Genomic DNA, 23,118 nt, shown 5'->3' with positions numbered 1-23,118 from the left:
TTTATTACAATATAAAAAACTATCCGCATAAAACGAATAGTTTTTTCAAATTACTTTACAATCGATTCTTTTGATAATTTCTCAATAGTTGGGATATCCGCAGGTGCCCACTCTAAAGCTGATAGTTCATTTGGATATAACCATTTAATTGCTACGTGTTCAGTTAAAACCGGACTTCCTTTAACAAGTTTACAATAAAAAGTTTTCAAATGAACAATACCAAAATCATACTCATAGGCTGTATAATCAATTTGTTCACCAATCTGCACGCTACAATGCATTTCTTCATCAATTTCACGCTTTAACGCCTCTTGAGGTGTTTCTCCCTCTTCTATTTTCCCACCTGGAAATTCCCACATAAGAGGTAACGATTTAGATGGTCCTCTTTGCGCACATAAAATTTTCCCATCTTGGACAATTACTGCTCCAACAACATAAATATTTTTCTTCATTATGTCCTCCTTAAATCTCACAGAAACTCTATAATTTACGTTTCCACACCTTATAGACTGAAAAATGCCTTTTATATCTTTTAACGACTAATATATTTTTAAACAGTAAGACAGATTTTATCTATTCCTATCTAGTGCCTTTAATGTAATTAGCCTAACACTCTCATCTCTTTTATATTATATAGAAGTAACAACAAAAATAAAGCATGATTGAACACTTCCTTTTTAAGCCTCTTTTTTCATCATCTCTTCATACCTAAAATTACTCTCCTCCAAAAACTCCCTCGTCTCCACACTATCCCTATAATAAGAATTCCACCCCCGCTCCCTCAAAATCTCCTTCCAACTCTCACTCTCAACCATCTTCTTAATAACACCATCCCAATAAGCAACCTCTTCCTCCGTCATATCTTTTGGTCCCATAATTCCTTTCCAGTGCTGGAATATGACGTCGATTCCTTGTTCTTTCCAAGTTGGGATTTCTGGTAGTCGGTCTAGGCGTTTTGGTGCGGATACGGCTAGTATTTTTATTTTGCCGGCTTTGTATTGTTTTTCGGCTTCGGATAGGGTCATGGTTGCGCCGCCTATTTGTTTGTTCGTTAGGGCGTTTATGATTTTTTCTTTGTTTTCGTAGACGAAGAATTGTAGTTCGGCTGGGTTTATGCCGAAGGCTTTGCTTACTTGTACGAATGATAGGTGATCGTCGTTTCCTAAGCCTGGGGCAACGCCGAGTTTGAAGTTTTTCTTGTCTTGTTTTAGTTGTTCCATTAGTTCGTTTGCGTTATCTATGGTGCTGTCTTTTGATACAACAACGACTTCCCAGTCCGATGCGAGTGTTGCGAGTGGTGTGAAGTCTTTATATGTTAGTTTACTGTGGCCTAGTAGGTTGTTCGTTATGAGTAAGCTTGAGTTAATCGCCAGTACGTGACCACCTTTTTGTTTCGTATATTTCCATCCGACGTCACCGCTGCCACCTACTTTGTTTGTGACAGTGATTGGTTTTGTGAAGATTTTTTCTTCCGTCAGTGTTTTTTGCATCGCTCGCGCTGTTAAGTCCCATCCTGCTCCTTGAACGTTCGGCGCAACGATTTCTACTTTGTCTATGTTCACTTTATTTGTGTGCGCTTTTTCTACGGAACAACCAGCTATTACTCCTGTCATGATCCATATACATAGTAATAATCGTTTTTTCATAGTCCTCTTCCTATTCGATATTTTCGTTCTGGTCGCCCGATAATGCCGTATGTGTACTCTACTGTGCATTCGTTTGTCGCTACTAAGTATTCTAAATATCTTCTTGCGGTTGTTCTGGAAGCCCCCATTTGTTCTCCCATTTCTTCTATTGTAATGCCCTCTTCAAATCCTTTTATAATTCCTTTCACTTTTTGCAGTGTTAACGGATCCACACCTGTCGGTAAGTTTTTTATGTCTTGTGTTTGCGAAATGCCGAAGAAATTATCGATGAGTGCTTGATTTACTTCACTGTTACTATGTAATAGTTGCTTCTTTCTTTTATAGTCTTCAATTGTGCGAACAAATTTTTCTAACGTGACTGGTTTAATAAGATAGTTACTTACACCATTTCGAATTGCTTTTTCTAACATATAGTTTTCATTCGCCGCTGTTACCATAATGACGTCAACGTTTGGAAAGTCAGCATGAATTTGTGGTAATAAGTCAGTTCCAATTCCATCTGGTAAGTAATTATCTAATAGAAGTAAATCGATTTCTTCCCTTTGTAGTAGTTCTATCGTTTCTTTCGCGTTCAATGCTTTTCCAATCACTTTTACGTCTTTTATTTTTGATAAAAACTCTTCTTGAATTTGCGCGACGCGGAAATCATCTTCTGCAATTGCAACCTTCAACATATGCCCATCCCCCTGTTTGTCATATACTTTCTCTCAATGTTTTCGGAAGGTAAATTGTAAAAATAGCTCCTCCATTTTTCTCGTTTTGAATTTCAATTGTTCCCTCTAGTAGATCTACCATTTCTTTCACGTTTGCTAATCCGTAACCACGATCGTTTCCTTTCGTTGAAAATCCTTTTTGAAAAATGGTACTTATTTTTTCTACTGGTACTCCTATTCCACTATCTATCACTTCAAACACAATATCGTGCCCAATATCTGTAACAAAGAAGGACACATTCTTTTCCTCTTGTGTACTCACCGCATCAAATGCATTGTCGATTATGTTTCCAAGAATCGTAATAAGGTGCGAAACTTTTATATGGTCTGGTAACGGATGAAGCGCACTATCTCCTTCAATATGAAAATCAATTTTCTTCTCAGATGCTGTTCCGATTTTTCCTAATAAAATAGCTTGTACTTTTGCATCATGAATTTGATGGAATAAAATATGGTTTTGGCTTTGATGAATATTAGATTCTTGCTGAATAAATTCAATGGCTTCTTTGTAATGTCCTAACTGAAGTAATCCTGACAAAACGAAAAGTTTATTTGTAAATTCATGTGTTTGAGCACGTAAGTCCTCAGAATACTTTCTTACCTCAGATATCGTATTCACTAAGTTTTGCAGTTCTGTTTTATCTCTAAAACTACATACAACGCCTACCGTACTATTATTTTCGAGTATCGGCGTCATGTTTAAAATAAACACTTTATCTTGAAACGCGATTTCTTGATCGTTTTCTAGCACTCTTTCCATATTAAAATTCGGTAAAACTTTTGAAATGTGCTGCTGCATATAATCACCATTTACATGTAGCATTTCTTCTGCCGATGTGTTCATCATAGTGATAAAGCCGTTTTGATCAATAGCGATGATCCCTTCTTTTATAGATAGTAGTATCGCGCTTCGTTCCCGGTATAGCGCTGCAATTTCATTCGGCTCTAAACCGAGTGTATCTTTCCGAATGCTACGTGCTAAAAGAATACCACCAACAATTCCAGCTAATAATACAGCTAAGGAAAAGAGTATAATTTCTTTCGTTCTGCTCAGTATGTTAGATTCAATACCTTTTATTAAAAACTCTACTGTCACAACACCTACAACTTGATCGTAGTCTCCGTTATGAACAATAATGGGCGCCTTCGCCATTAAAGCAGGACCACTTTCCCCATTTCCTTCGAGCGTATAATAGCCACCAAAAGTGAGTGCTTCATAGTTATATGGATTGTTACTCTTTGTACCAATTAACTCCGAATTAGAATGGGAATACATCACCCCAAAGCGATCTTCTATAATGACATAATCTGCACCAGCTTGCTCACGAACTTGTTCCGCAATGGATTGAATGGTACTTTTATGCTCGTTATATTGAAAAGCATCTTTTATAGCAGGCATAAAAGAAAGAGATTTAGCCGTTTGCAGTGCTAACTGCTCCACTTGGCGCTTCGTATCAACGGACTGAATGTAAACAAATATTCCTGCTAATAGGAGAACAACAAATAAAATTAACGCGATAATTAAGCTTACTATTTTCGTTTGTAATGACACTTTGTGTGATTTCTTCATGCTTCATATCCTTTGATAAAATATTCAAAACTATCAATCTCCTTTTTCTATTATTATGACAAAACTAATAATGAAGCAACTATAAAAACTCTCCATGTACATAAAGTACAAAAAGAATAAAATTGTCATAATATTGAGATTTTATTCTGTAGACAGTACAATTCAACTACAATGAACGCGCTTTCATATATACCTTTTATTTCTAAGCAAGAGGAGGAATGATTATGGCTCAAGCAAAATCTAATCGAGTCGCCGGCAATATTTTCAAAGGTTCTGTCGGCAATTTAATTGAATGGTACGACTGGTACGTTTACTCTGCTTTCGCTGTTTACTTCTCAGCAGAGTTCTTTCCTAAAGGCGATCCAACGAGTCAATTATTGAACACAGCAGCTATTTTCGCAGTTGGATTTTTAATGCGCCCTATCGGCAGTTTACTAATGGGACGATATGCAGATCGGCACGGACGCCGGGCAGCATTAACTCTTTCCATTACGGTTATGGCCGGTGGTTCTTTAATTATCGCCTGTACACCGAGTTACGAAAGCATCGGTATTATGGCGCCGATCATCTTAGTTCTTGCTCGTTTACTACAAGGATTATCACTCGGCGGAGAGTATGGGACTTCCGCAACGTATTTATCTGAAATGGCTAGTAGTGGCCGCCGCGGTTTTTATTCAAGTTTTCAATATGTAACGCTCGTTGCTGGACAAATGGTTGCGTTAGGCGTTCAAATTGTTCTTCAACAATTACTAAGCGAACCAGATATGAAAGCTTGGGGATGGCGCATTCCGTTCATTATTGGAGCGATGGGTGCAGTAGCTGTATTATGGCTTCGCCGCACGATGGATGAGTCGGAGCAATTCTCAAACATAAAATCGCAAAAACGCGAAAGCGCAGGAACCGTTCGCGCTCTTATGAAACATCCGAAAGCAGTATTAACAGTAGTCGGCCTAACACTAGGAGGCACTGTTGCATTTTATACGTACACAACATATTTACAAAAGTTCATGGTAAACACAGTCGGCCTTCCGAAAGAAGTTGTAAGCTGGATTAACTTTGTCGCACTACTTATATTCGTCGTACTTCAACCGATTGCAGGACTACTATCCGATAAAATCGGACGCCGTCCACTATTAATGGCATTCGGTATTCTCGGAACATTACTAACAGCGCCGATCTTCTTCTTTATGGAAAAAACGACAGAACCAATCGTAGCATTCTTACTTATGATGGTCGGCCTCATTATCGTTACTGGTTACACTTCCATTAACGCAATTGTAAAAGCCGAACTCTTCCCAACTGAAATTCGCGCACTAGGCGTAGGTTTACCGTATGCACTAACAGTTGCCATATTCGGCGGAACAGCCGAGTTCATCGCATTATGGCTAAAGAGTATCGGAATGGAATCACTATTCTACTTCTACGTAGCTGGATGTATCGCAATCAGCTTTATTACGTATTGGCGTATGGATGAGTCATCGAAGACTTCGCAGATTGAGGCGGAGCTTGGTGGCGGGGATAAATTAGTTAATAATAAGTCTAGTTAAAATTATGTATTCTATGTTCTTCGTTTATCTGAACTCGATTTGCTTTATTTAAAAAAGCATAATTCATTCATATATAATTTAAAAACCTCTACTTATATGTAGAGGTTTTTGTATGACGAAAAAACACGTAGTTCCATTGTTATTTTACAAATCCAAAATTCTCCCTCCTCTTAAAGTGGAACAAATTTATTAATTAGAGTGTCTAATAAGTGTATTTCTAATATGAGTTGTCCCGATTGGATACAACATATCCCGTTTGACATCTATTTTTATGTATTACAAAAAAATGAAAGGACTTATTATCCCAAAAAGTGAAAAATATGCATCGTAATACTACAGTTATGTATTATAAGTTTAATACTTTCACAGGTGAACCATTACAAGTGGAAACAAAAAAGAAACAACTCAAACCGTGACTTATCAATCATATAAAGTGAAACTTTAATCAGCCCTCACCAATCGGGCTGCCCGTTAATGCGGGATAAACGTTTTGGATGTTATTTAACCTGTGAGATTTTAGCTGCAGTAGTATTGTTCCCCTATGCCATCTTTAATTGCATTGGTATTTAGAATACCTAGACAAAATCCATATATTCTTGAAAGAGGTTGAAAATTTATGTTCATTTTAAACAAGTTCTTAAACATTTTACATTACAAAAAGATTGTACCTGTAGTATTACTTTCATGTGTATCACTTATAGGCTGTTCCAATAGTAACACTCAATCTGAATCACCTAAACAAACGAATCAAGCTAATCAAATTAAACAAGAAAATACAGGTAATCAATCTTTTGCTAAACTTGAAAAAGAATATGATGCTAAGCTTGGTATTTATGCACTGGACACAGGTACGAATCAAACTGTTGCTTATCATTCAGATAATCGTTTTGCATTTGCATCTACATCTAAATCATTAGCTGTGGGCGCTCTTTTACGCAAGAACTCATTAGAAGCTCTTGATCAAAGGATTACGTATACTCATGAAGATCTTTCTAATTATAATCCAATTACTGAAAAGCATGTTGATACAGGCATGACGTTAAAAGAACTTGCAGATGCTTCAGTTCGATATAGTGACAGCACAGCACATAATTTGATTCTTAAACAGTTAGGAGGGCCCTCTGCATTTGAAAAAATCTTGAGAGAAATGGGAGATACTGTTACTACCTCAGAACGATTTGAACCTGAATTAAATGAAGTGCATCCAGGAGAAACACATGATACCAGTACACCAGAAGCGATAGCTAAGACACTTCAATCATTTACATTAGGAACTGCACTTCCAATAGAAAAACGTGAACTATTAGTAGATTGGATGAAGAGAAATACAACTGGAGATAAATTGATTCGTGCGGGCGTACCAAAAGGATGGGAAGTAGCTGATAAAACAGGCGCAGGATCTTACGGAACAAGAAATGATATCGCAATTATTTGGCCACCAAATAAAAAACCGATTGTTCTTGCTATACTTTCTAATCATGATAAAGAGGATGCTAAATACGATGATAAACTTATTGCAGACGCAACCAAAGTCGTATTAAATACCTTAAAAGCTACGGAATAAAGGATAATAGGTTAAAAGTTTTCTATTTTAGGCGGGCGTTTTTATCAACTAAAAATTTAATAGTATCCCAAAAACGAAATGTAGTGCTAACTTGTAATAAAAAGCTCATTTTTACGTTCTGGGGTGGTTCTATTTTCTTAAGGTGATGGCGATTTGGTGCTATCCCTAAAACATCTGGACTTTAATAGCCAACTAAAAAATGCAAACAAAAAGACCTTTAATCAGTCGTTTTGTTTGCATTTCCTTTTTCTAAAACCACAGAAAAGATAAGTGCTATAGTTAACACCATAATAAATCTTACTTCACTTCCATCACTTACAAAAAATGAATACAAAGTATACATTAAAATTAATATTCCATAAATAATTTTGTGCAATGTACTCCCTCCTTTTTGCCGTATATATTTTAGTATAAAAGTTTGATTCAAGTCCTATATCCAAATGAAAATCACCTGTTATATACACAAAATACTTTTCTCTTGTTAATTTATCTATTTTCACTATATTTATCTATTTTCTTTTTATAACTCAAACTTCTTCGAATCGTACTTTTCTAGAGTTTGCTGCAATTCATTTTGTTCATATGGAATATGTTGATCTGTCTGTACATCTTCAACATTTTCTCCACCTGTTAATAATTTCCTGTACTTAAAAGAGTGCCCTGTTAATACTGTTGTAATCATTTTTTGCCCTCCTTTTGTTTGCTTACTTGTATCATAAAACAAGTATCTGAAGTTGATATGTAGTTTACCTAGAGTGTATGTAAATTTAAAAAATCTCTAATAAAATGTTTATGTTGTAACGTTACTACCAAAATTAGTGCTTCCAACACCATGATTTGAAGAGACAGTAACCCATATTCTAGCTTGAATTCCCGCTACAGTTCTATATTGAGTAAAACCAGTTGATTCCTATAATATAAAAAGAGCATCACTTTTTGGATGCTCTTCGTTATAACTATATATTATTTAATTTCCTTCTTTTGCTGGTACCATTTTTCCTTCTTGAGAGTCTGTACCCTCTGTTCTTTCAACAGTTTTTGCATGTTCTAGTTTTTCAGGGGCTCCCATTTCAAATCCAGGTTGAGAATCTGTACCTTCTTTTGTTGGTACCATTTTTCCTTCTTGAGAACCTGTACCTTCTGTTCTTTCAACAGTTTTTGCGTCTCCTTTAGGAGTTGCTGGCACTGCATCTTTAGGTAAATCAAAGTTTTGTGAGAAAGACGTTGTTCCATCTGCACTCTGTGTAATTACTTGATTTGAACTATTTTCATTTGACTTTAAATTGTCCATTTTCGCATCATCTGCACCTACTGCACCTCCCGCTACCAATCCTGTACTTAAAAGTGCTCCTGCTAATAATGTTTTAATCATTTTTCATTACCTCCTGTTTATTTGTAATATTCATCAAAAAAGTATCTAGAGTTAATGTTTTAGTCATTATCTTTATCTACTTGCTTTTTGATTACATTTAGCATAAGACAAGAATCTATAGTTGATATGGAACGTATCTGGAGATTATGTAAAGAAAAATAGATGATCAATTGTATATTCTAATGGATGCTTAGACAAGATTGAAACTTTATATGATTTTGAACAATTGAGTTCCCCTTTGTTTTTGGGTGTGAGGTTTTTAGCTGGAGTGGAGTGAGGGACTAATCTTTTCTAATTTGAAAGCAAACTTTTTATTATTAGTTTACTTTCATATTTTCAACTCTTTATTTTTCTATAATAAAAATAAAAGAGTAATCGCAAAGACTACTCTTGTTTCTTTTCCTTCTCTTCTTTCTCAATTTCAGATACTGATTTTTCAGGATTTTTTATAAGTTTTCCTAATTTCCCAGAACGCGTAAATTTGTCTTCAAAGTTTTCAGTTGTACTTATACTAGCTATAAAATCTAATTCTTTATTATGATTTATATAGCCTTTTATATGAGGAACTCCCATTGGACTTATCTTATTTTCTGTAAATGTAATAGATTTTACATCTTTAATATTATAGTGAATATACTTTTCTACTCGGTCTTTTTGTTAATTCCAAAATTTACCTTCTTTTTCTTTTTGTTTTAAGTATTCAATAGTAAAATACCCTCCTGCTATGAGCATCACAGCAGATACAACTAAAATCATTACTTTCTTCATTGGAAATTCTCCTTATAAAAAACACTTACCAATGCATTTTTCTTAGAATGGGATACAAAAAAAGAGTAGTTCAAAGACTACTCTTGTCTTTTTTCTTTCTCTTCTTTTTCAATTTTGGATACAGACTTTGCTGGTTTTTTTTATTAGTTTTCCAAGTTCTCCAGAACGTGTGAAATCATCTTCGAAATTTTCTGTAGTACTTATACTAGCTATAAAATCTAATTCTTCATTATGATTTATATGGCCTTCTAAATAAGGAACGCCCATTGGACTTACATCTTTTTTTGTAAACGTAATAGATTTTACATCTTCAATATTATAACGAATATACTTTTCTACTCGTGCTTCCTGTACTTTCCAAAATTGTTCTTCTTTTTCTTTTTGTTTTAAGTATTCCATTGTAAAATACCCTCCTGCTATGAGCACCACAACAGATACAACCAAAATCATTACTTTCTTCATTAGAAATTCCCCTTATAAAAAACTTACCATTGCATTCTTCTTAAAATGGGATAGAGAAGAGAAGAAAAGAGTAGTGCAAAGACTACTCTTGTTTCTTTTCCTTCTCTTCTTTTTCAATTTCAGATACCGACTTTTCAGGGTCTTTTATAAGTTTTCCAAGTTCTCCAGAACGTGTGAAATCATCTTCAAAATTTTCTGTAGTACTAATATAAGCTATAAAATCCAATTCTTCATTATTATTTATATAACCTTTTAATCTGGGAACACCCATTGGACTTACACTGTGTTCTTTAAATGTAATCGATTTTACATCTTGAATATTGTAATGAATATACTTTTCTACTCGTGCCTCTTGTGCCTTCCAAAACTTTTCTTCTTTTTCTTTTTGTTTTAAGTATTCCATAGTAAAATATCCTCCTGCTATAATACAAATAATGGATAAAATAATTACCAATTTCTTTTTCATTTAAAATCCCCTTGTATTTGAATATAGTTAAAATATACCATTAATCTCATAAGCTATTTTAAATTGAGAAGGTCTTATACTATCATCCGAATATATAGGCTCTATTCTTACTTTCACCGTTTTTCCATCCGCTAAAGCTTGCGACCACTTTTGTTCAAGACTATACCATTTACCTCCAGAACGATTTATTTGTGAATTCATTGCCACCAAATTATCAATATCACCAGATCCCTCAAACATACTTGCGATTAAATGACCTCCATCATCATCTTTTAATCTATCATTTCTTCCATTCGGTCCATTTTGTCCAGCTTTTCGTTGTGCATAAGGATTTCTTTTAGCATCTCCTATTTTTAATTCTCCTTCTACACTAGTAATTCGCCTCTCACTATCAGTTTTATAAGTATGACCTGATGGTGATTTATACTCTACATCTGGTGCAAGTACTTTTCTGCGTTTAACTCTTTCATAATGAGCTCCATATTCTACTTTAGCGGATAAAAGCGTATCCTTTGCTTGATTAAACTCAGGTATATTAAACCTGGATTGTCCACCACTTCCACCAGCAAAAGCAAATTGGTCTTTCAATGATATTTGATTCGAAACGGAAGAGATACCTTCTAGACTTTTGCTAGATTCGCGCCTTCACCGAGTGTAGTTATTTTCCCTACTCAGCCTATCCCTTTATCCCCAATCCATCCTATCCCAACTTCCATAAAAATACTTGTTCCCCATTTTGCACGACTTTCTGCATCACCATGCCAAAAATCATTCACAAATGAATCAGAAAAAGTATTACACGTAGTAGATGCTGTCTCTAGGGGATGGCCTATAGCATACTTAATATTTTTTTTTGTTACTGTATCATCTAGTGAATTGAATCCTTCTACAATCCCTCCGATAACTTGCCCAGAACCAACGTATATACCGTCCCAAACTTTTCGAAGCATAGATTTTTCAGGGGGGTATCATACATTGTACCTTCTTAGATATTATCATCTGATAAATTGCTATTTACAAAATTGTCCGCTTCGTGTGCCTTAGCTTCTGTCATTTTTTGAATGGAAGTCGTCCAGTCCATATTCAACCCCTGTGTACTAAATGTACCACTTACGGGACTAAACCCTTTCCCACTTTGAACTTCCGCAAGACCTGCAGCAATACTAGTTGCTAATTGAAGTGCTGTACTATAGTTATTACTAGAGGTCTGATTGAATTGATACAAATGATCCAGCTTTTCTTGCAGTTTTTGCCTCATAACAATAAAAAGATTTACCATGGCATCCATACCTGGCATTGGCATAGCTTGATTAACAGCTTCCATACTTGTTTCAATTACATCTGCCTGAGCTACCTGTGATTGAAATTAATAAAAAACTGAAATAACATTAAGAACTTGCAGATTTACAATATTAAATATCTACCAATATGATTTATTCTATTGATAGATATTTAATTAATTTTACACTTCAGCTAAGGCTTACAAGTATCTCGTATGACTTATCTCAAAATCCTTATCGATGTTAAAGTTATTCATTTTTAAGACTAGAAACAAATTAATATTGTAAATTCACATTTTAGGGGTACTACTCCAACCTTCAAATAAAGAATATATTTATGATTAAAACTAATTATATTTTTTTACCTTTAAAGGAATAGATATAAAATACAAATCTATAGCATAAATAGTAATCAAAATACCTTTACCTTCATCAGCAAACTTTGATTGATGAAACTGTTCTGAAACTTTTCTTTTTCCCCATTTTTTAGGAAACCATTGAAATCCTGAAAACATATAATTAATCTACCTTTTCACTAAAATTTTGATAGTTTATTTCTTAGCTCTAACTCTTCAACTGTTTCAAAACCTTTAAAAAATAAACTAGCAATTTGATTATGATTAAAAAATACATTGTATTCTTTAGACAAATTTCCGTGAGGATATGGACAAGACACGTAATCCCACATTCTTTTAACAGAACAATAGAACCATTTGGTAAAAACTTTTCTTTAGATAATTGCGTAATTTCCCGTCCTTCCTTTATCTAAATGTAATTCTATATTCATGATGTTGTTTCTCCCTTCTCTTTTCCATAGTCTTTACTGACTAGAAGAGGACCGCAACCACAATACTTAAAATTCAATAAACCTCTTTAAAAGGTTGTATGTGTTCTACCCCCATCTTCTATATGCTTCCTTAAATAATAGTACCTATGGAGTTCCATAATGAAATGAAACAAAATAAACGAAAGCATGGAGTATACACACATTAATACAATTGCTACCATCTTTTGTGTTGCAAAACCAAGACTGATATTAGCAACGAGTTGACCCAATCCTATAAAAGCAACTACTCCGAAACCAGAGTTTTTTTTCGATGATTTTGATTTTTTGATTGGTTCCTGAAGTTTTTTAATATGATTTTTATAATAATAATTCAAAGCAAAAATATACAAACCAACCGAAAAAATAAAGTAGATGGGAGTTTGTAATCCTAACATTCCATATGCAAACTTTTGGGTTATAACTAATAATCCTACTGAACATACGATGCCAAATACCCCACGAAATAGAGTATATTGTAATTGCCGCTTCCTAGGATTTATAACAATCCATATTGCCCATAAATTTAAAAAAGCAACTGGTGGAACTATTATGTACATATATCGGTTGAACAGGATTCGCAAAAGCAGGTAAAAGCACAAATATATCTGCTATCCCAATCACAAGAGTAATTATAGTCGATCTTATATCATTTGCAGCATAAAGAGCCATATAGTATTCAAAAGCTTTTTTATTAAAATCTGTATTTTTTTTCATGTTAATTAAACCACCCTGCTACTGTTGACCAAGTTTTTTTCGCACCCGTGTTCACCATATCCTTAATACTATCATCTTCACCCTCACCATCTAAATCAACATCTCATTTTACACCTTCTGTGAAATATTATTCGCTTCTCGAAAAAAAGATCAACCCATTAATAAGATCTAGACTTATCAAAAATTTAAAAAAGCCAAAGATTTTGCTGGTATCGAATCTATTGGGACTCACACCATGCGCAAAACCTTCGGCTATTGGTTCTATAAACAAACTAAAGCTGTAGCCATGTTGCAAGAAATTTCAAATCACAGCACACCACAAATCACACTAAAATACATTGGTATCAACAAAGAAGAAAAAGATAATATTCTTGATACATTTTTTATTAAAATTTATCGAAAATCAACATAGATTTCCTTTTCCATACTGATCACACATCTTTTGTAGATTAATAATATTAATATGTCCAAGTTTAGTAGATTACTTGCAAGAATTTCGCACCAAAACCACCTTAAATCCGTATGCCACAATTATCATAAAACAAGTTAAACAGCAACGTAATCAAAAGTTATTCGAAGCATCTAGAGCAGCATATGAAATTGGCAGAAAGGCAGATATTTAGATAGAAAAGAATTTTTTTCATAAAAAAGACATACTAAATTATAGCATGTCATCTTTTAAAGATTTCTCCCAAGACGTTTAAAGTATTCTTACTAAAAGGATATTTATAAACAAAAGCTTTATTTACATTTCTAATAACTTTTCACGTAAAACTAATTCTTCATCTGTCATGTATCCTTTATGCATTTCTTCTGTGATTTTATCGTAGTTAAAACACAACACATTCTCATTACCTATAAATCCAATAGGGTAAAGAACACCTACATAATCAAATTCACGTTTATCTTCTGAAATAGCCATTCTGCCAATAATCATAACGCTTTGTTCCATATCTTCTAGCTTAACTACTGTTCCAATTGGTAATAGTTTCATTGATACTTTTGCCTCCTAAATATTAAATGAATTTCGCGAATTATAAATCTACTGTTTTTTCTTATTGTCTATACGTTTATAGATATACTCTACTGTAAAGTATGCAATAACATTGCAAATTAGTAGCACACCTATAAGTAAAAGTTTATCTTCTAACCGTATAGTAGAAGAAGCCCCAATTAACAACATAAACATAATACATACAGTAAAAGTCAGAATTCTATTTATTGTACGCATATCTTAATTACTCCAGTCTTATATTAATCCCGTTTTTTTGTAAATTTATCATAAAATTTCTCTTGCGCCCACCGTCCGAATTTTAAAAAACATATTAAACCTGCTCCCAAAAGAATGAGAACGATAGTTCCTAATAATTTTTCCCACCAATTGTTGAATGGAGTAATCATTAACCCTATAATAGATACGGATATTACGACATAAACTAAAATATATAATGGTTTATACGATGGTGTTTTCATATCATTTTTTCTCCTCAGGTTTTTCAAATTTAAAACTACTTCCCATAGTAAACCCCTCTAAAACAGGAACTGTTATACCAGTTTCTTTTCCAACGCTACCTTTCAAACCTATTGCACCCAATCACAAATCACCTTTAATTTCCAGGTCTGCATCTCCAATAATTGGTAACCGATCTAGAAAATGTAGCATACTTACTTCTACTTCATACTTAAGTGTAGAAGCTTCCGATGCTGCCTTTAAGGAGTAATCGTCAATACCTGCTATAACTTCTAATGAGCAAAATATATATTGGTTAATTTCACCAAACGCATTGTAATATATTATTCCGAACTTTTAAACACTTTATCTTTCTATTGAATATTCTACTTTTACTTGCTTTACAAGATTTTATGCAAAAAAGACCACCAAAAGGCAGTCTCAAAACTCAATCCTATTCCCCATCCCGCACTCCACCGCTTTCTCATACAAATACTTCGCAGCGATAATATCTACTACTGCCAAACCAACTGATTTGAAAATAGTAATCTCTTCATCATTTTCGCGTCCAGCTTTTTCCCTGCTTATAATTTGTCCAAGTTCGGCATGGAGATTGCTAGTTTTATCAGAATTTGAAGGTCACCTGTTTCTAAATCACATTCAATTAAGCAATCCTACAAATGCCTCTTCTTCCTCATCTATAAAACCTACAAATATAATTTCTTCAATAGCATCATGATTAAATACAAATGTATAATCAGGATCAATATATCCTTCTGGATAAAAACAGCCTATGTAGTCATACATAACCGGTTCTTCAACCATAAGTAGTTGTTTTCTCCCGTAAATTACAACCTTTTTTGTCCCTCCTTTTAACAGAACAATAGAGCCATTTGGTAACAGCTTTTCTTTAGAAAATTGCATAATTCTCCGCCCTTTCTTATACGGCTGATATATTTTTCAAAGATTATTTAAATAGCGCAGAATCTCACTTGCACCATCCTGTCGTTTTCGATTAAGTATTATTTATCCCTATCACCCAAAATAGAAAAAAGATATCTCTGCTATCTAAATGTAATTCCACATTCATGAGATTAACTCTCCCTCCTATTTTTTCTATCCTTTAACCAACTAGAAGAAGAATGCGATTATATACTTGAAATGCAACAAATCCTCTTTAAAAGCCTATACGTATTTTCCCTCCATCTTCTATATGCTTCCGTAAATAATAATACTTATGGAGTTCTATAATCATATAAAACAAAACAAACGAAAACACTGTGCATGCAGACATAAATACAATTGCCCCCATCTGTTGTGTTGCAATGCTAAGAATTATATTAGCAATTAACTGCCCCGATCCCGCTGCAATAGCTGCTACTTTTACACCACCAGTTCCTTTCGATGATTTTGATTTTTTTCTTGGTTCCTGAAGTTTTTCAATATGATTTTTATAAAAATAATACAAAGCAAAACCATACAAACCAAATGAAAGAATAAAATAGATGGGAGTTTGTAATTGTAACACTTCATAAGCATATTTTTGAGTTATAACCAATAATCCGACTGAACATATGGCGCCATATACTCCTCGAAATAGGGTGTATTGTAATTGTCGTTTCCGAGGATTGATAGCAATCCATATCGCCCACAAATTTAAAAAAACAACTGGAGGAGTTACTATATATACATAGAGTAATCGAAAAGGATTCGCAAAAGCGGGCAACAGAATAAATATGTCCGCTCCCACAAGAACAAGGGCAATTATTTGGAATCTTATTTCATTTACAGGATAAAGAGCCATATAATGTGCAAAAGCTTTCTTATTAAAATCTATAATTTTTTTCATATTAATTAAACCACCCCGCTACTGTTGACCAAGTTTTTTTCGCACCCGTTTTCACCATATCTTTAATACTATCATCTTCACCATCACCATCTAAATCAACATCCCATTTCACACCTTCTGTAAAATATGTTAGTCCTACTGAAACAGCAAATCCAGCTGCCGCAACCGCCAGAACTGGTGCTGCTGGGAGGGCAGCAACTGTAAGAGCCGTTGCCCCTACGGTTACTGCTCCTCCTACAACAACATTACCAATAATATCCCCGGCGATTTTATCATTTGATTCATTATTTTTGATATTCTCACTTGTATCCGTATATGAGTCTATAGCCACACTAAACCATCCAAGTTTATCCTTTAAAGCCATTTTAGACGCACTTAGCGCACTTCCATTTTTTATAAGAGCATCTATTTCTTTTATCGTCTTGCTAGCAGTTCCATTTTTCATTTTTGCCGCGACATCATCTACATAATAAATCTTATAATCCCTATACTTTCCATTAATTTTTTTATTGCCCTTAAAACCGGAATATTCTCTTACAAGGACGCGTTGTGCTCTTCTGTCCAAATCGTATGTTACCTTATAACCATTAATTACTTTATGAGCTGTATTCCCTACTACAACTGCACCTGTAAGTGTTCCGAATGTATTCCCCGCTCCATCCAATGGTGCATTCCAATTGAATCCAGTCATACCTAAAAATGACTCTTTTTTGTCTACTTCACCAGATTCAGAATCCTTATTTAACCTTTCAACTTCACGAGCTTTATCTTCTGTAATTGTTTGAATAGGCCCCGTCCAATCCATATTCAATCCTTGTGTACTAAATGTACCGCTGACAACACTAAACCCTTTCCCACTCTGAACTTCCGCAAGACCTGCAGCAATACTAGTTGCTAATTGAAGTGCTGTACTATAGTTATTACTAGAGGTCTGATTGAATTGATACAAATGATCCAGCTTTTCTTGCAGTTTTTGCCTCATAACAATAAAAAGATTTACCATAGCATCCATACCCGGCATTGGCATAGCTTGATTGACAGCTTCCATACTTGTTTTCATTCGGTCAATTTCCCGAATTTGTTCTAATATCTCTTGTTCAATTACATCTGTGGAAGCGACTTGTGATTGAAATTGACTTGGAAAAGCACCATTCTGACGGATTAATTCTTCACACAAATAAATGATTCCTTGTGCCAAAGGTCGAAAAGTTTGTACAAAAAATGCTTTTGCACTGCTATATGTTTGCCCCTGTAACACAGTATCAGTTGCAAAAGCATCAATCGACTGAATTGCTTGTTCCATACCTTGAATGGTGGCCGTACATACAGCATTCATACTTTGAGTTTGGTTTTGTACTTCTCCCAAATACATATTTAAACTCATGAATTAGCCTCCTTTACTAATTGTTGTTGCTGATATGAAAGATCATTTTCTAAATCACTAAGATCTCGTTTCTCTTTAAACAATGTTTCTTTTTGGCTTTCCAATTCAAATGTAAGTTTTCGTTCGATGTATTGTGCTTCTTGACGAATATCCATAAAAAACAATGACATTTCTCTATCTTTATGCCAAGTTCCTAAAATACGATCAAACAAACGATGGTTTTGATTCTTCCATACATGAAAATCTTCTTCTACTTTTTCCTGTTTTTGAATCGCAGATTGATTTCGGTCTTGTTCTTCAAATACACTTCGTAACTTTTGATTTACTTGATTAATTTGTTTTTCAATATGTTGACTCATCTTTTTCCTCCTACTATTTTACTTTACGTAGGTTGTCACATTAGCGAAAAGTGTTGTGAAGTTCATTATCCATTCTCTCAAATTCATTAGATACCGAATGAATATTATCAACCGCTTGTTGAAAGGCAGCGGAAAATTGTTTCGTCAAGTCTAAAACTTGCTGATTCGCTTCTTGTGCTTTGAAGTTAACAGATAATGTTGTACGCGTCGCTTTTGTTATGGAACGACTTGTTGCACTTTGAATCCTATCAGAGGCTGATCCCATTTTCGTAGCAATTTGCGTTGCTGTTTGTAAATTACTTTGAAATTGTCCCATTCTTTCAAACCCTTTCTATAAGTTTTCCAAATGCATCAAAGAAATCTCATTAAATATATATCCCTATCAATATCACTCGCTCTAGGCATGCAATCAAATGAGCCATACAATATAAGCTGTATGGCTCATTTAAAATGCTTGTTATATAGAGTATGACAATTTTTATTTCAAACCGAAATTACGTGATAATTCTTCATCATGAGAAGCAACAGCCTCTGCAGTTTTATTAAGCTGCATATTAATCTCTTGTAATAGCTGTGCAAAGTTTTGTACCTTTGGCTTTAATTCATTGAACTGTTGGTCAAAACCTTCAAAAGCACGACCTTCCCATTCTCCTCTTAATTCATTTTGTAAGTTTTGTAGTTGACTTAAAATGTCCTCAATTTGATTTGCACCTTGTCCATATCGAGCCGCTTTTGATTTAAGCTCCTCTGGTGACATACGAATTTGTCCAGCCATTTTCATTTCCCCTTTAATATATAATGAGCAAAATATTTATTGGTTAATTTTACTAAACATATTATAATGTATTATTTTGAACTTTTAAATATTTTATCTTTCTATTGAATATTAGAATATTAATATTCTACTTTTTCTTGCTTTACAATATTTTATGCAAACAAGGCCAACAAAAGGCAGTCCCTCATAACGAAATTCTGTGTTAACTTGTAACAAAAAAAGGAGCCATCTCCTCTTAATAAATAAACACTATTTAATTTGTTCCTTATACTCATGGTTAACAAGTACATACCATTTTCCTGTATCAAATTTTTCTTTATTAATTACGTAAACTTTATTTTCTTTCTTTACATCTCCTGGTTTTAATTCCTTAGTAATAGTAGAGGTCTCGCCTTTTTCAACCCCATAACTACTAGCTGCCCACACATCACTTTGGTAAGCATTATCATTTTCATCCACTAAATCCACTGATGGTAAAGCGGCTAATTTCATCGATTCGTTTGTGATATTTTTCCCTTCTACTTCTACAACAATAAAGACATGTCCATTTTCAGGTTTTTGGAATCCTATACTTTCTTTACCAACCTTATCTCTTTCTACAACTCTTTTTACAGTTACATCAAATTTAGGTGTATGAAAATCCTTGTTTACAGCATACTCTTTTTCTTTTTCTTTTTCTTTTTCTTTTTCTTTTTCTTTTGATTTTTCTTTTGTTTGTTCTGTATTTTTCTGCTTTGCATTCTCTTTCGTTTTCGCCTCATCAGTTGTTTGCACTTTCTTTTCCTCTTGTTTAGAATTGGTTTCTTTAGATTCTGAAGAAGTTTTGTCGGATGTATTGCCGCAACCAGATAAATTAAATACTAAAGCACCACCTAAAATACATGTAGTAAATTTTTTCAACATCTCTTTTTATCCCCCAATAACACGATATGTAAATTCCTTACTTATCATAGCAAAAAATACAATCTTAAATTGTTGCATATTGTCGAATAATTAAGAATAATCAATTGTTTTTATTGCATATAAAAAAACATGATCTTGATGTAGTATCAAGATCATGTTTTACGTTGATGTTATTTATAAAATACTTTATCCACATTATAGTTCGCTTGAAATTCGTTAATCATATATATTTCGTGAATTTCTCTTTCCATCAGATCTTCTACAATACATACATCAATACGATACACTTCATTACGATGATTTTTAATACGTTGTTTCACTTTACGTGCTTTCCCAACAAAAAGAAGTTCGTCATTAAAATTATAGTTAAAAATAAGGAGAATTATATGATAGGAGATGCAAATATAGACAGTCGCTGACCATTAATCTACAACCAATCCCACTCTTTACAAAAATATATCAACGATTATTCAATTATATCGATCGTAACTCCGAATATATCAACGTTTCGACACAACATATCGATTTACCGACAAATTTCGCGCGCACTATCTCCTAAACTATCAACCAATCCCACACCACGTCCACCTACAAAAGAAAAAAGCACTAGGTCCCCCAATGCTTTTCCTCAAATCTAAAACAAATGACAAGCCACCTCATGCCCCTTCGCAATCTCGACCATCTTCGGTACTTCTTGCGCGCATTTTTCAGTGGCGAATTTGCAGCGCGTTCTGAATTTGCAGCCGGATGGTGAATTGAGCGGGCTTGGAACTTCACCCTCTAGGATGATTCGTTCTTTTCCTGCGTTTGTTGGGTCTGGTTCTGGCATGGATGAGAGTAGTGCTTGTGTGTATGGATGTGCCGGTTTTGTGTATAGGTCTTCGCTGTCGGCAATTTCTACTATGTTTCCTAAGTACATGACTCCGATTCGGTCTGATATGTGTCTTACCATAGATAGGTCATGTGCGATGAATAAGTATGTGACGCCTGTTTCTTCTTGGATATCTTGCAGCATGTTTACGACTTGTGCTTGGACTGAGACATCGAGTGCTGAGATTGGTTCGTCACATAGGATGAAGTCTGGTTTTACAGATAGTGCGCGCGCGATGCTAATTCGCTGTCTTTGGCCTCCGCTAAATTCGTGCGGGTAGCGATATAGGTGTTCTTCTTTTAGGCCAACTTTTTTGAGTAGGTCTAGAATGATTTCTTTTCTTTCTTCGGCTGTGTAAGAGCCGTGAATGTTCATCGGTTCGCTAATAATTTGGAACACATTCATTGCCGGGTTTAATGATGCGTATGGATCTTGGAAAATGATTTGCATTCGTTTTCGATATTCTTTTAGTTCACTTTCCTTTAAGCTTGCGATATCTTTTCCATCGAATAAAACGTTGCCTGAAGTAACATCGTGTAAACGAATGATACTTCTTCCTGTCGTTGATTTTCCGCAGCCAGATTCTCCTACTAATCCGAATGTTTCACCCTTTTTAATTGTGAAGCTAAGGTCATCGACTGCTTTTAATTGCTCTGTTTTTCTGCCGAATAGTCCTTTTTTAATAGGAAAATACTTTTTTAAATTCCGTACTTCAATTAAGTTTTCTTCACTCATGGGAATCACCTACTTTTTCATCGTTTAGCCAGCACATAGAGCGTCTTTCGTTTCCGATTTCAAAATATGGCGGACGTTCTTTTTCACAAATGTCCATCTTATGCGGACAACGCTCTGCGAATGGGCAACCTTTCGGCGGATGTAGTAAGTTTGGCGTTACACCTTGAATTGGCGCGAGTCTTTCTTTTACACCGTTCGATATTTTCGGCAAGGAATTTAATAACCCTTTCGTATATGGATGGTTCGGCGATTGGAAAATATGAAGTACAGGTCCTTCTTCCATAATAAGCCCGCCGTACATTACAATCACTCGCGTACAGTTTTGCGCGACGATTCCAAGGTCATGCGTGATGAGCAATAACGACATATTCGTTTCGTTTTTTAAGTTTTTCATTAAGTCTAGTATTTGCGCTTGTATCGTTACATCAAGTGCTGTCGTCGGTTCGTCCGCAATGAGAAGGTCTGGGTTACAAGACATCGCCATTGCGATCATAACTCGCTGCTTCATACCGCCGCTTAGCTCATGCGGATATTGTTTTACCCTTTCTTCCGGTGAAGAAAGACCGACTTGTTTTAACAAGTTAACCGCGATGCGCTCTGCTTCTTTCTTTTTCACTTTTTGATGCCTTATGATTACTTCTGTCATTTGCTTTTCAATTTTCACAACTGGGTTTAATGCCGACATCGGATCTTGGGAGATAAGTGAAATTTGATTTCCTCTAATAGAGCGTAATTCTTTTTCTGATTTAGAAAGTACGTTTTCATTTTGAAAAAGAATCTCTCCTTCTTTCACTTTCCCCGGAGACGTAACGAGAGCCATAACGGATTTTGCCATAACGCTCTTTCCGCTTCCCGATTCGCCAACAATCCCGACGACTTCACCTTTTTTCAAACTAAATGAAACGCCGCGAACAGCTTCTACTTCGCCGCCCTCTATGAAAAAAGAAGTCTTTAAATTTTTTACTTCTAATAGTTTTTCAGACACGCTTTTCACTCCCCCTCACTTAAAGCATTAGTTCTCATGATGAGCCCCTTTTGGTGCGAAAGCTTTTTTCAACGCTTCACCGATCACGTTAAAACTTAGTACTGTTAATAGAATAAGGAACCCTGGAAAGAGTGTTAAATACCAAGCTTCACCGATATATCCTTGCGCATTATTTAGCATGCTACCCCAAGAAGAATCTGGTTCTCTAATACCTAATCCTAAGAAGCTAAGTGATGATTCCATTAAAATCGATGTCGCAATAGTTAATGTCGCGGCGATTATAATGGTTGATAAAATGTTAGGAATGATATGTCTTACAATAATCATGAGTGATTTTTGTCCTGATACTTTTGCGTATAAAACGTACTCTCGCTCTTTTACAGATAACGTTTCTGCCCTTACGATACGGGCGGTGTCCATCCATGTTAGTAATCCGATAATAAGAACTAACGTCGTAATTCCTGGTTTTAAATACGCATTTAATAGTAGCATTAAAAAGAATGATGGAATTGACATAAGTACTTCAACAACTCGCATTAAAAAGTTGTCTAACTTTCCGCCAAAATATCCGCTAATTGTTCCAACTGCAGTGCCGATTGTAATAGAAACAACCATCGCAAGGAAACCGACCGCAAGTGAAACGCGTCCGCCATATAACGCCCTCGTTAAGTAATCCCTTCCATAATCATCCGTTCCGAAAGGATGACTTAAACTCGGTTCTTGTAAACGATCTGGAATCGACATTTTACTAGGATCGTATGGCGATACGAATGCAAAAATTGATGCGATCGTTAAAACCGAAAGTATAATAACTCCCATTACTACAAACTTATTTTTTGTAAAACTACTTTTTATCGTTTGAAATCTCCTATTATTCAT

At 34.8% G+C, this 23,118-nt stretch carries 23 protein-coding genes and 8 pseudogenes; 3 read left to right on the top strand and 28 right to left on the bottom strand.

The annotated features are described in order from the left end of the window. Window positions 1–50 precede the first annotated feature (50 nt). From JDS98_RS27270 to JDS98_RS27255, 4 genes are all read right to left on the bottom strand, one after another. On the bottom strand, window positions 51–452 hold the full coding sequence (locus JDS98_RS27270; protein WP_098138423.1) for a (deoxy)nucleoside triphosphate pyrophosphohydrolase: 402 nt from the start codon (window positions 450–452) through the stop codon (window positions 51–53). A 225-nt stretch (window positions 453–677) separates the two neighbouring features. Beyond that, window positions 678–1,646: a tripartite tricarboxylate transporter substrate binding protein gene (locus JDS98_RS27265; protein WP_199634528.1), complete on the bottom strand. Its 969-nt coding sequence runs from the start codon at window positions 1,644–1,646 to the stop codon at window positions 678–680. Next, window positions 1,643–2,320 carry a response regulator gene (locus JDS98_RS27260; RefSeq protein WP_199634527.1) on the bottom strand — a complete coding sequence of 226 codons (678 nt, stop codon included), beginning with the start codon at window positions 2,318–2,320 and terminating at the stop codon, window positions 1,643–1,645. Before JDS98_RS27260 ends, JDS98_RS27265 begins: the two co-directional genes overlap by 4 nt. Before the next feature lie 19 nt (window positions 2,321–2,339). Then, complete coding sequence (locus JDS98_RS27255) at window positions 2,340–3,929, bottom strand: ATP-binding protein (RefSeq protein WP_199634526.1); 1,590 nt, start codon at window positions 3,927–3,929, stop codon at window positions 2,340–2,342. A gap of 224 nt (window positions 3,930–4,153) precedes the next feature. On the opposite strand from JDS98_RS27255, the gene JDS98_RS27250 reads away from it, so the two are divergent. Both JDS98_RS27250 and blaIII read left to right on the top strand, forming a co-directional pair. Continuing rightward, the gene (locus JDS98_RS27250) at window positions 4,154–5,476 is read left to right on the top strand and encodes an MFS transporter (protein ID WP_000035840.1); all 1,323 of its coding nucleotides are present in this window, start codon (window positions 4,154–4,156) and stop codon (window positions 5,474–5,476) included. Between the two features lie 616 nt (window positions 5,477–6,092). Beyond that, a complete protein-coding gene (gene blaIII / locus JDS98_RS27245) occupies window positions 6,093–7,040 on the top strand; it encodes a class A beta-lactamase BlaIII (RefSeq protein WP_199634525.1) in 948 nt (315 codons plus the stop codon). 217 nt (window positions 7,041–7,257) lie between these two features. On the opposite strand, the gene JDS98_RS27240 is transcribed toward blaIII, so the two are convergent. The 10 genes and pseudogenes from JDS98_RS27240 to JDS98_RS27195 form a co-directional block, all read right to left on the bottom strand. Next, entirely contained in the window at window positions 7,258–7,416 is a 159-nt protein-coding gene (locus JDS98_RS27240) for a hypothetical protein (protein ID WP_176548846.1), read from the bottom strand. 144 nt (window positions 7,417–7,560) lie between these two features. Further along, complete coding sequence (locus JDS98_RS27235) at window positions 7,561–7,722, bottom strand: hypothetical protein (protein WP_176549959.1); 162 nt, start codon at window positions 7,720–7,722, stop codon at window positions 7,561–7,563. Between the two features lie 285 nt (window positions 7,723–8,007). Continuing rightward, entirely contained in the window at window positions 8,008–8,412 is a 405-nt protein-coding gene (locus JDS98_RS27230) for a hypothetical protein (protein ID WP_000598095.1), read from the bottom strand. Window positions 8,413–8,796: 384 nt separating this feature from the next. Beyond that, a pseudogene (locus tag JDS98_RS27225) lies at window positions 8,797–9,180 on the bottom strand (DUF1433 domain-containing protein). A gap of 77 nt (window positions 9,181–9,257) precedes the next feature. Next, a pseudogene (locus JDS98_RS27220) lies at window positions 9,258–9,642 on the bottom strand (DUF1433 domain-containing protein). 82 nt (window positions 9,643–9,724) lie between these two features. Next, a complete protein-coding gene (locus tag JDS98_RS27215; protein WP_000728334.1) occupies window positions 9,725–10,108 on the bottom strand; it encodes a DUF1433 domain-containing protein in 384 nt (127 codons plus the stop codon). A gap of 27 nt (window positions 10,109–10,135) precedes the next feature. Beyond that, a pseudogene (locus tag JDS98_RS27210) lies at window positions 10,136–11,432 on the bottom strand (DNA/RNA non-specific endonuclease). A 303-nt stretch (window positions 11,433–11,735) separates the two neighbouring features. After that, window positions 11,736–11,903: a hypothetical protein gene (locus tag JDS98_RS27205; protein ID WP_000490950.1), complete on the bottom strand. Its 168-nt coding sequence runs from the start codon at window positions 11,901–11,903 to the stop codon at window positions 11,736–11,738. Between the two features lie 20 nt (window positions 11,904–11,923). Next, window positions 11,924–12,079: pseudogene (locus tag JDS98_RS27200) on the bottom strand (DUF4176 domain-containing protein); the annotation flags it as partial. A gap of 182 nt (window positions 12,080–12,261) precedes the next feature. Continuing rightward, window positions 12,262–12,928 (bottom strand): annotated as a pseudogene (locus JDS98_RS27195) (hypothetical protein). Window positions 12,929–13,055: 127 nt separating this feature from the next. On the opposite strand from JDS98_RS27195, the pseudogene JDS98_RS27190 reads away from it, so the two are divergent. After that, window positions 13,056–13,340: pseudogene (locus JDS98_RS27190) on the top strand (tyrosine-type recombinase/integrase); the annotation flags it as partial. Between the two features lie 333 nt (window positions 13,341–13,673). On the opposite strand, the gene JDS98_RS27185 reads toward JDS98_RS27190, so the two are convergent. The 14 genes and pseudogenes from JDS98_RS27185 to JDS98_RS27115 all read right to left on the bottom strand — a co-directional run bounded on the left by JDS98_RS27185 (window position 13,674) and on the right by JDS98_RS27115 (window position 23,118). Beyond that, window positions 13,674–13,922: a DUF4176 domain-containing protein gene (locus JDS98_RS27185; protein WP_000771621.1), complete on the bottom strand. Its 249-nt coding sequence runs from the start codon at window positions 13,920–13,922 to the stop codon at window positions 13,674–13,676. Window positions 13,923–14,182: 260 nt separating this feature from the next. Further along, on the bottom strand, window positions 14,183–14,401 hold the full coding sequence (locus JDS98_RS27180) for a hypothetical protein (protein ID WP_098911700.1): 219 nt from the start codon (window positions 14,399–14,401) through the stop codon (window positions 14,183–14,185). Between the two features lie 418 nt (window positions 14,402–14,819). Beyond that, a pseudogene (locus JDS98_RS27170) lies at window positions 14,820–15,002 on the bottom strand (ornithine cyclodeaminase family protein); the annotation flags it as partial. Between the two features lie 36 nt (window positions 15,003–15,038). Beyond that, window positions 15,039–15,302 (bottom strand): DUF4176 domain-containing protein, encoded by a 264-nt coding sequence (locus JDS98_RS27165; protein ID WP_001160636.1) that lies wholly within the window; start codon window positions 15,300–15,302, stop codon window positions 15,039–15,041. 253 nt (window positions 15,303–15,555) lie between these two features. Then, complete coding sequence (locus JDS98_RS27160) at window positions 15,556–16,227, bottom strand: hypothetical protein (protein WP_098821582.1); 672 nt, start codon at window positions 16,225–16,227, stop codon at window positions 15,556–15,558. Window position 16,228: 1 nt separating this feature from the next. Further along, a complete protein-coding gene (locus JDS98_RS27155) occupies window positions 16,229–17,611 on the bottom strand; it encodes a T7SS effector LXG polymorphic toxin (RefSeq protein WP_000056072.1) in 1,383 nt (460 codons plus the stop codon). Next, window positions 17,608–17,970, bottom strand: a complete 363-nt coding sequence (locus JDS98_RS27150; protein ID WP_000077666.1) for a DUF3958 family protein — start codon at window positions 17,968–17,970, stop codon at window positions 17,608–17,610. The genes JDS98_RS27155 and JDS98_RS27150 overlap by 4 nt, the downstream gene beginning before the upstream one ends. Window positions 17,971–18,010: 40 nt before the next feature. Continuing rightward, the gene (locus JDS98_RS27145) at window positions 18,011–18,286 is read right to left on the bottom strand and encodes a TIGR04197 family type VII secretion effector (RefSeq protein ID WP_000529667.1); all 276 of its coding nucleotides are present in this window, start codon (window positions 18,284–18,286) and stop codon (window positions 18,011–18,013) included. A gap of 162 nt (window positions 18,287–18,448) precedes the next feature. Next, on the bottom strand, window positions 18,449–18,745 hold the full coding sequence (locus tag JDS98_RS27140; protein WP_000918588.1) for a WXG100 family type VII secretion target: 297 nt from the start codon (window positions 18,743–18,745) through the stop codon (window positions 18,449–18,451). Window positions 18,746–18,994: 249 nt separating this feature from the next. Next, complete coding sequence (locus JDS98_RS27135) at window positions 18,995–19,648, bottom strand: DUF4352 domain-containing protein (RefSeq protein WP_199634524.1); 654 nt, start codon at window positions 19,646–19,648, stop codon at window positions 18,995–18,997. A gap of 170 nt (window positions 19,649–19,818) precedes the next feature. Next, window positions 19,819–20,013, bottom strand: a pseudogene (locus JDS98_RS27130) (GIY-YIG nuclease family protein); the annotation flags it as partial. 269 nt (window positions 20,014–20,282) lie between these two features. Next, a complete protein-coding gene (locus JDS98_RS27125; protein WP_199634523.1) occupies window positions 20,283–21,254 on the bottom strand; it encodes an ABC transporter ATP-binding protein in 972 nt (323 codons plus the stop codon). Continuing rightward, the gene (locus tag JDS98_RS27120; RefSeq protein ID WP_199634522.1) at window positions 21,247–22,239 is read right to left on the bottom strand and encodes an ABC transporter ATP-binding protein; all 993 of its coding nucleotides are present in this window, start codon (window positions 22,237–22,239) and stop codon (window positions 21,247–21,249) included. Before JDS98_RS27120 ends, JDS98_RS27125 begins: the two co-directional genes overlap by 8 nt. A 27-nt stretch (window positions 22,240–22,266) precedes the next feature. Next, window positions 22,267–23,118 carry an ABC transporter permease gene (locus JDS98_RS27115; RefSeq protein WP_085450121.1) on the bottom strand — a complete coding sequence of 284 codons (852 nt, stop codon included), beginning with the start codon at window positions 23,116–23,118 and terminating at the stop codon, window positions 22,267–22,269.

Origin of the sequence: Bacillus cereus group sp. N11 (assembly GCF_016483605.1) — a bacterium.
GTDB lineage: Bacteria > Bacillota > Bacilli > Bacillales > Bacillaceae_G > Bacillus_A > Bacillus_A toyonensis.
This window is presented reverse-complemented; position numbering and strand designations above follow the sequence as displayed.

Coding starts and splice junctions, on each gene's coding strand:
- JDS98_RS27255 (WP_199634526.1), bottom strand. CDS start 3,929: ATGAAGAAATCACACAAAGTGTCATTACAAACGAAAATAGTAAGCTTA.
- JDS98_RS27140 (WP_000918588.1), bottom strand. CDS start 18,745: ATGGCTGGACAAATTCGTATGTCACCAGAGGAGCTTAAATCAAAAGCG.
- JDS98_RS27145 (WP_000529667.1), bottom strand. CDS start 18,286: ATGGGACAATTTCAAAGTAATTTACAAACAGCAACGCAAATTGCTACG.
- JDS98_RS27160 (WP_098821582.1), bottom strand. CDS start 16,227: ATGAAAAAAATTATAGATTTTAATAAGAAAGCTTTTGCACATTATATG.
- JDS98_RS27135 (WP_199634524.1), bottom strand. CDS start 19,648: ATGTTGAAAAAATTTACTACATGTATTTTAGGTGGTGCTTTAGTATTT.
- JDS98_RS27205 (WP_000490950.1), bottom strand. CDS start 11,903: ATGTTTTCAGGATTTCAATGGTTTCCTAAAAAATGGGGAAAAAGAAAA.
- JDS98_RS27270 (WP_098138423.1), bottom strand. CDS start 452: ATGAAGAAAAATATTTATGTTGTTGGAGCAGTAATTGTCCAAGATGGG.
- JDS98_RS27125 (WP_199634523.1), bottom strand. CDS start 21,254: ATGAGTGAAGAAAACTTAATTGAAGTACGGAATTTAAAAAAGTATTTT.
- JDS98_RS27215 (WP_000728334.1), bottom strand. CDS start 10,108: ATGAAAAAGAAATTGGTAATTATTTTATCCATTATTTGTATTATAGCA.
- JDS98_RS27180 (WP_098911700.1), bottom strand. CDS start 14,401: ATGAAAACACCATCGTATAAACCATTATATATTTTAGTTTATGTCGTA.
- JDS98_RS27250 (WP_000035840.1), top strand. CDS start 4,154: ATGGCTCAAGCAAAATCTAATCGAGTCGCCGGCAATATTTTCAAAGGT.
- JDS98_RS27260 (WP_199634527.1), bottom strand. CDS start 2,320: ATGTTGAAGGTTGCAATTGCAGAAGATGATTTCCGCGTCGCGCAAATT.
- JDS98_RS27115 (WP_085450121.1), bottom strand. CDS start 23,118: ATGAATAATAGGAGATTTCAAACGATAAAAAGTAGTTTTACAAAAAAT.
- JDS98_RS27235 (WP_176549959.1), bottom strand. CDS start 7,722: ATGATTACAACAGTATTAACAGGGCACTCTTTTAAGTACAGGAAATTA.
- JDS98_RS27185 (WP_000771621.1), bottom strand. CDS start 13,922: ATGAAACTATTACCAATTGGAACAGTAGTTAAGCTAGAAGATATGGAA.
- JDS98_RS27165 (WP_001160636.1), bottom strand. CDS start 15,302: ATGCAATTTTCTAAAGAAAAGCTGTTACCAAATGGCTCTATTGTTCTG.
- JDS98_RS27265 (WP_199634528.1), bottom strand. CDS start 1,646: ATGAAAAAACGATTATTACTATGTATATGGATCATGACAGGAGTAATA.
- JDS98_RS27150 (WP_000077666.1), bottom strand. CDS start 17,970: ATGAGTCAACATATTGAAAAACAAATTAATCAAGTAAATCAAAAGTTA.
- JDS98_RS27155 (WP_000056072.1), bottom strand. CDS start 17,611: ATGAGTTTAAATATGTATTTGGGAGAAGTACAAAACCAAACTCAAAGT.
- JDS98_RS27230 (WP_000598095.1), bottom strand. CDS start 8,412: ATGATTAAAACATTATTAGCAGGAGCACTTTTAAGTACAGGATTGGTA.
- blaIII (WP_199634525.1), top strand. CDS start 6,093: ATGTTCATTTTAAACAAGTTCTTAAACATTTTACATTACAAAAAGATT.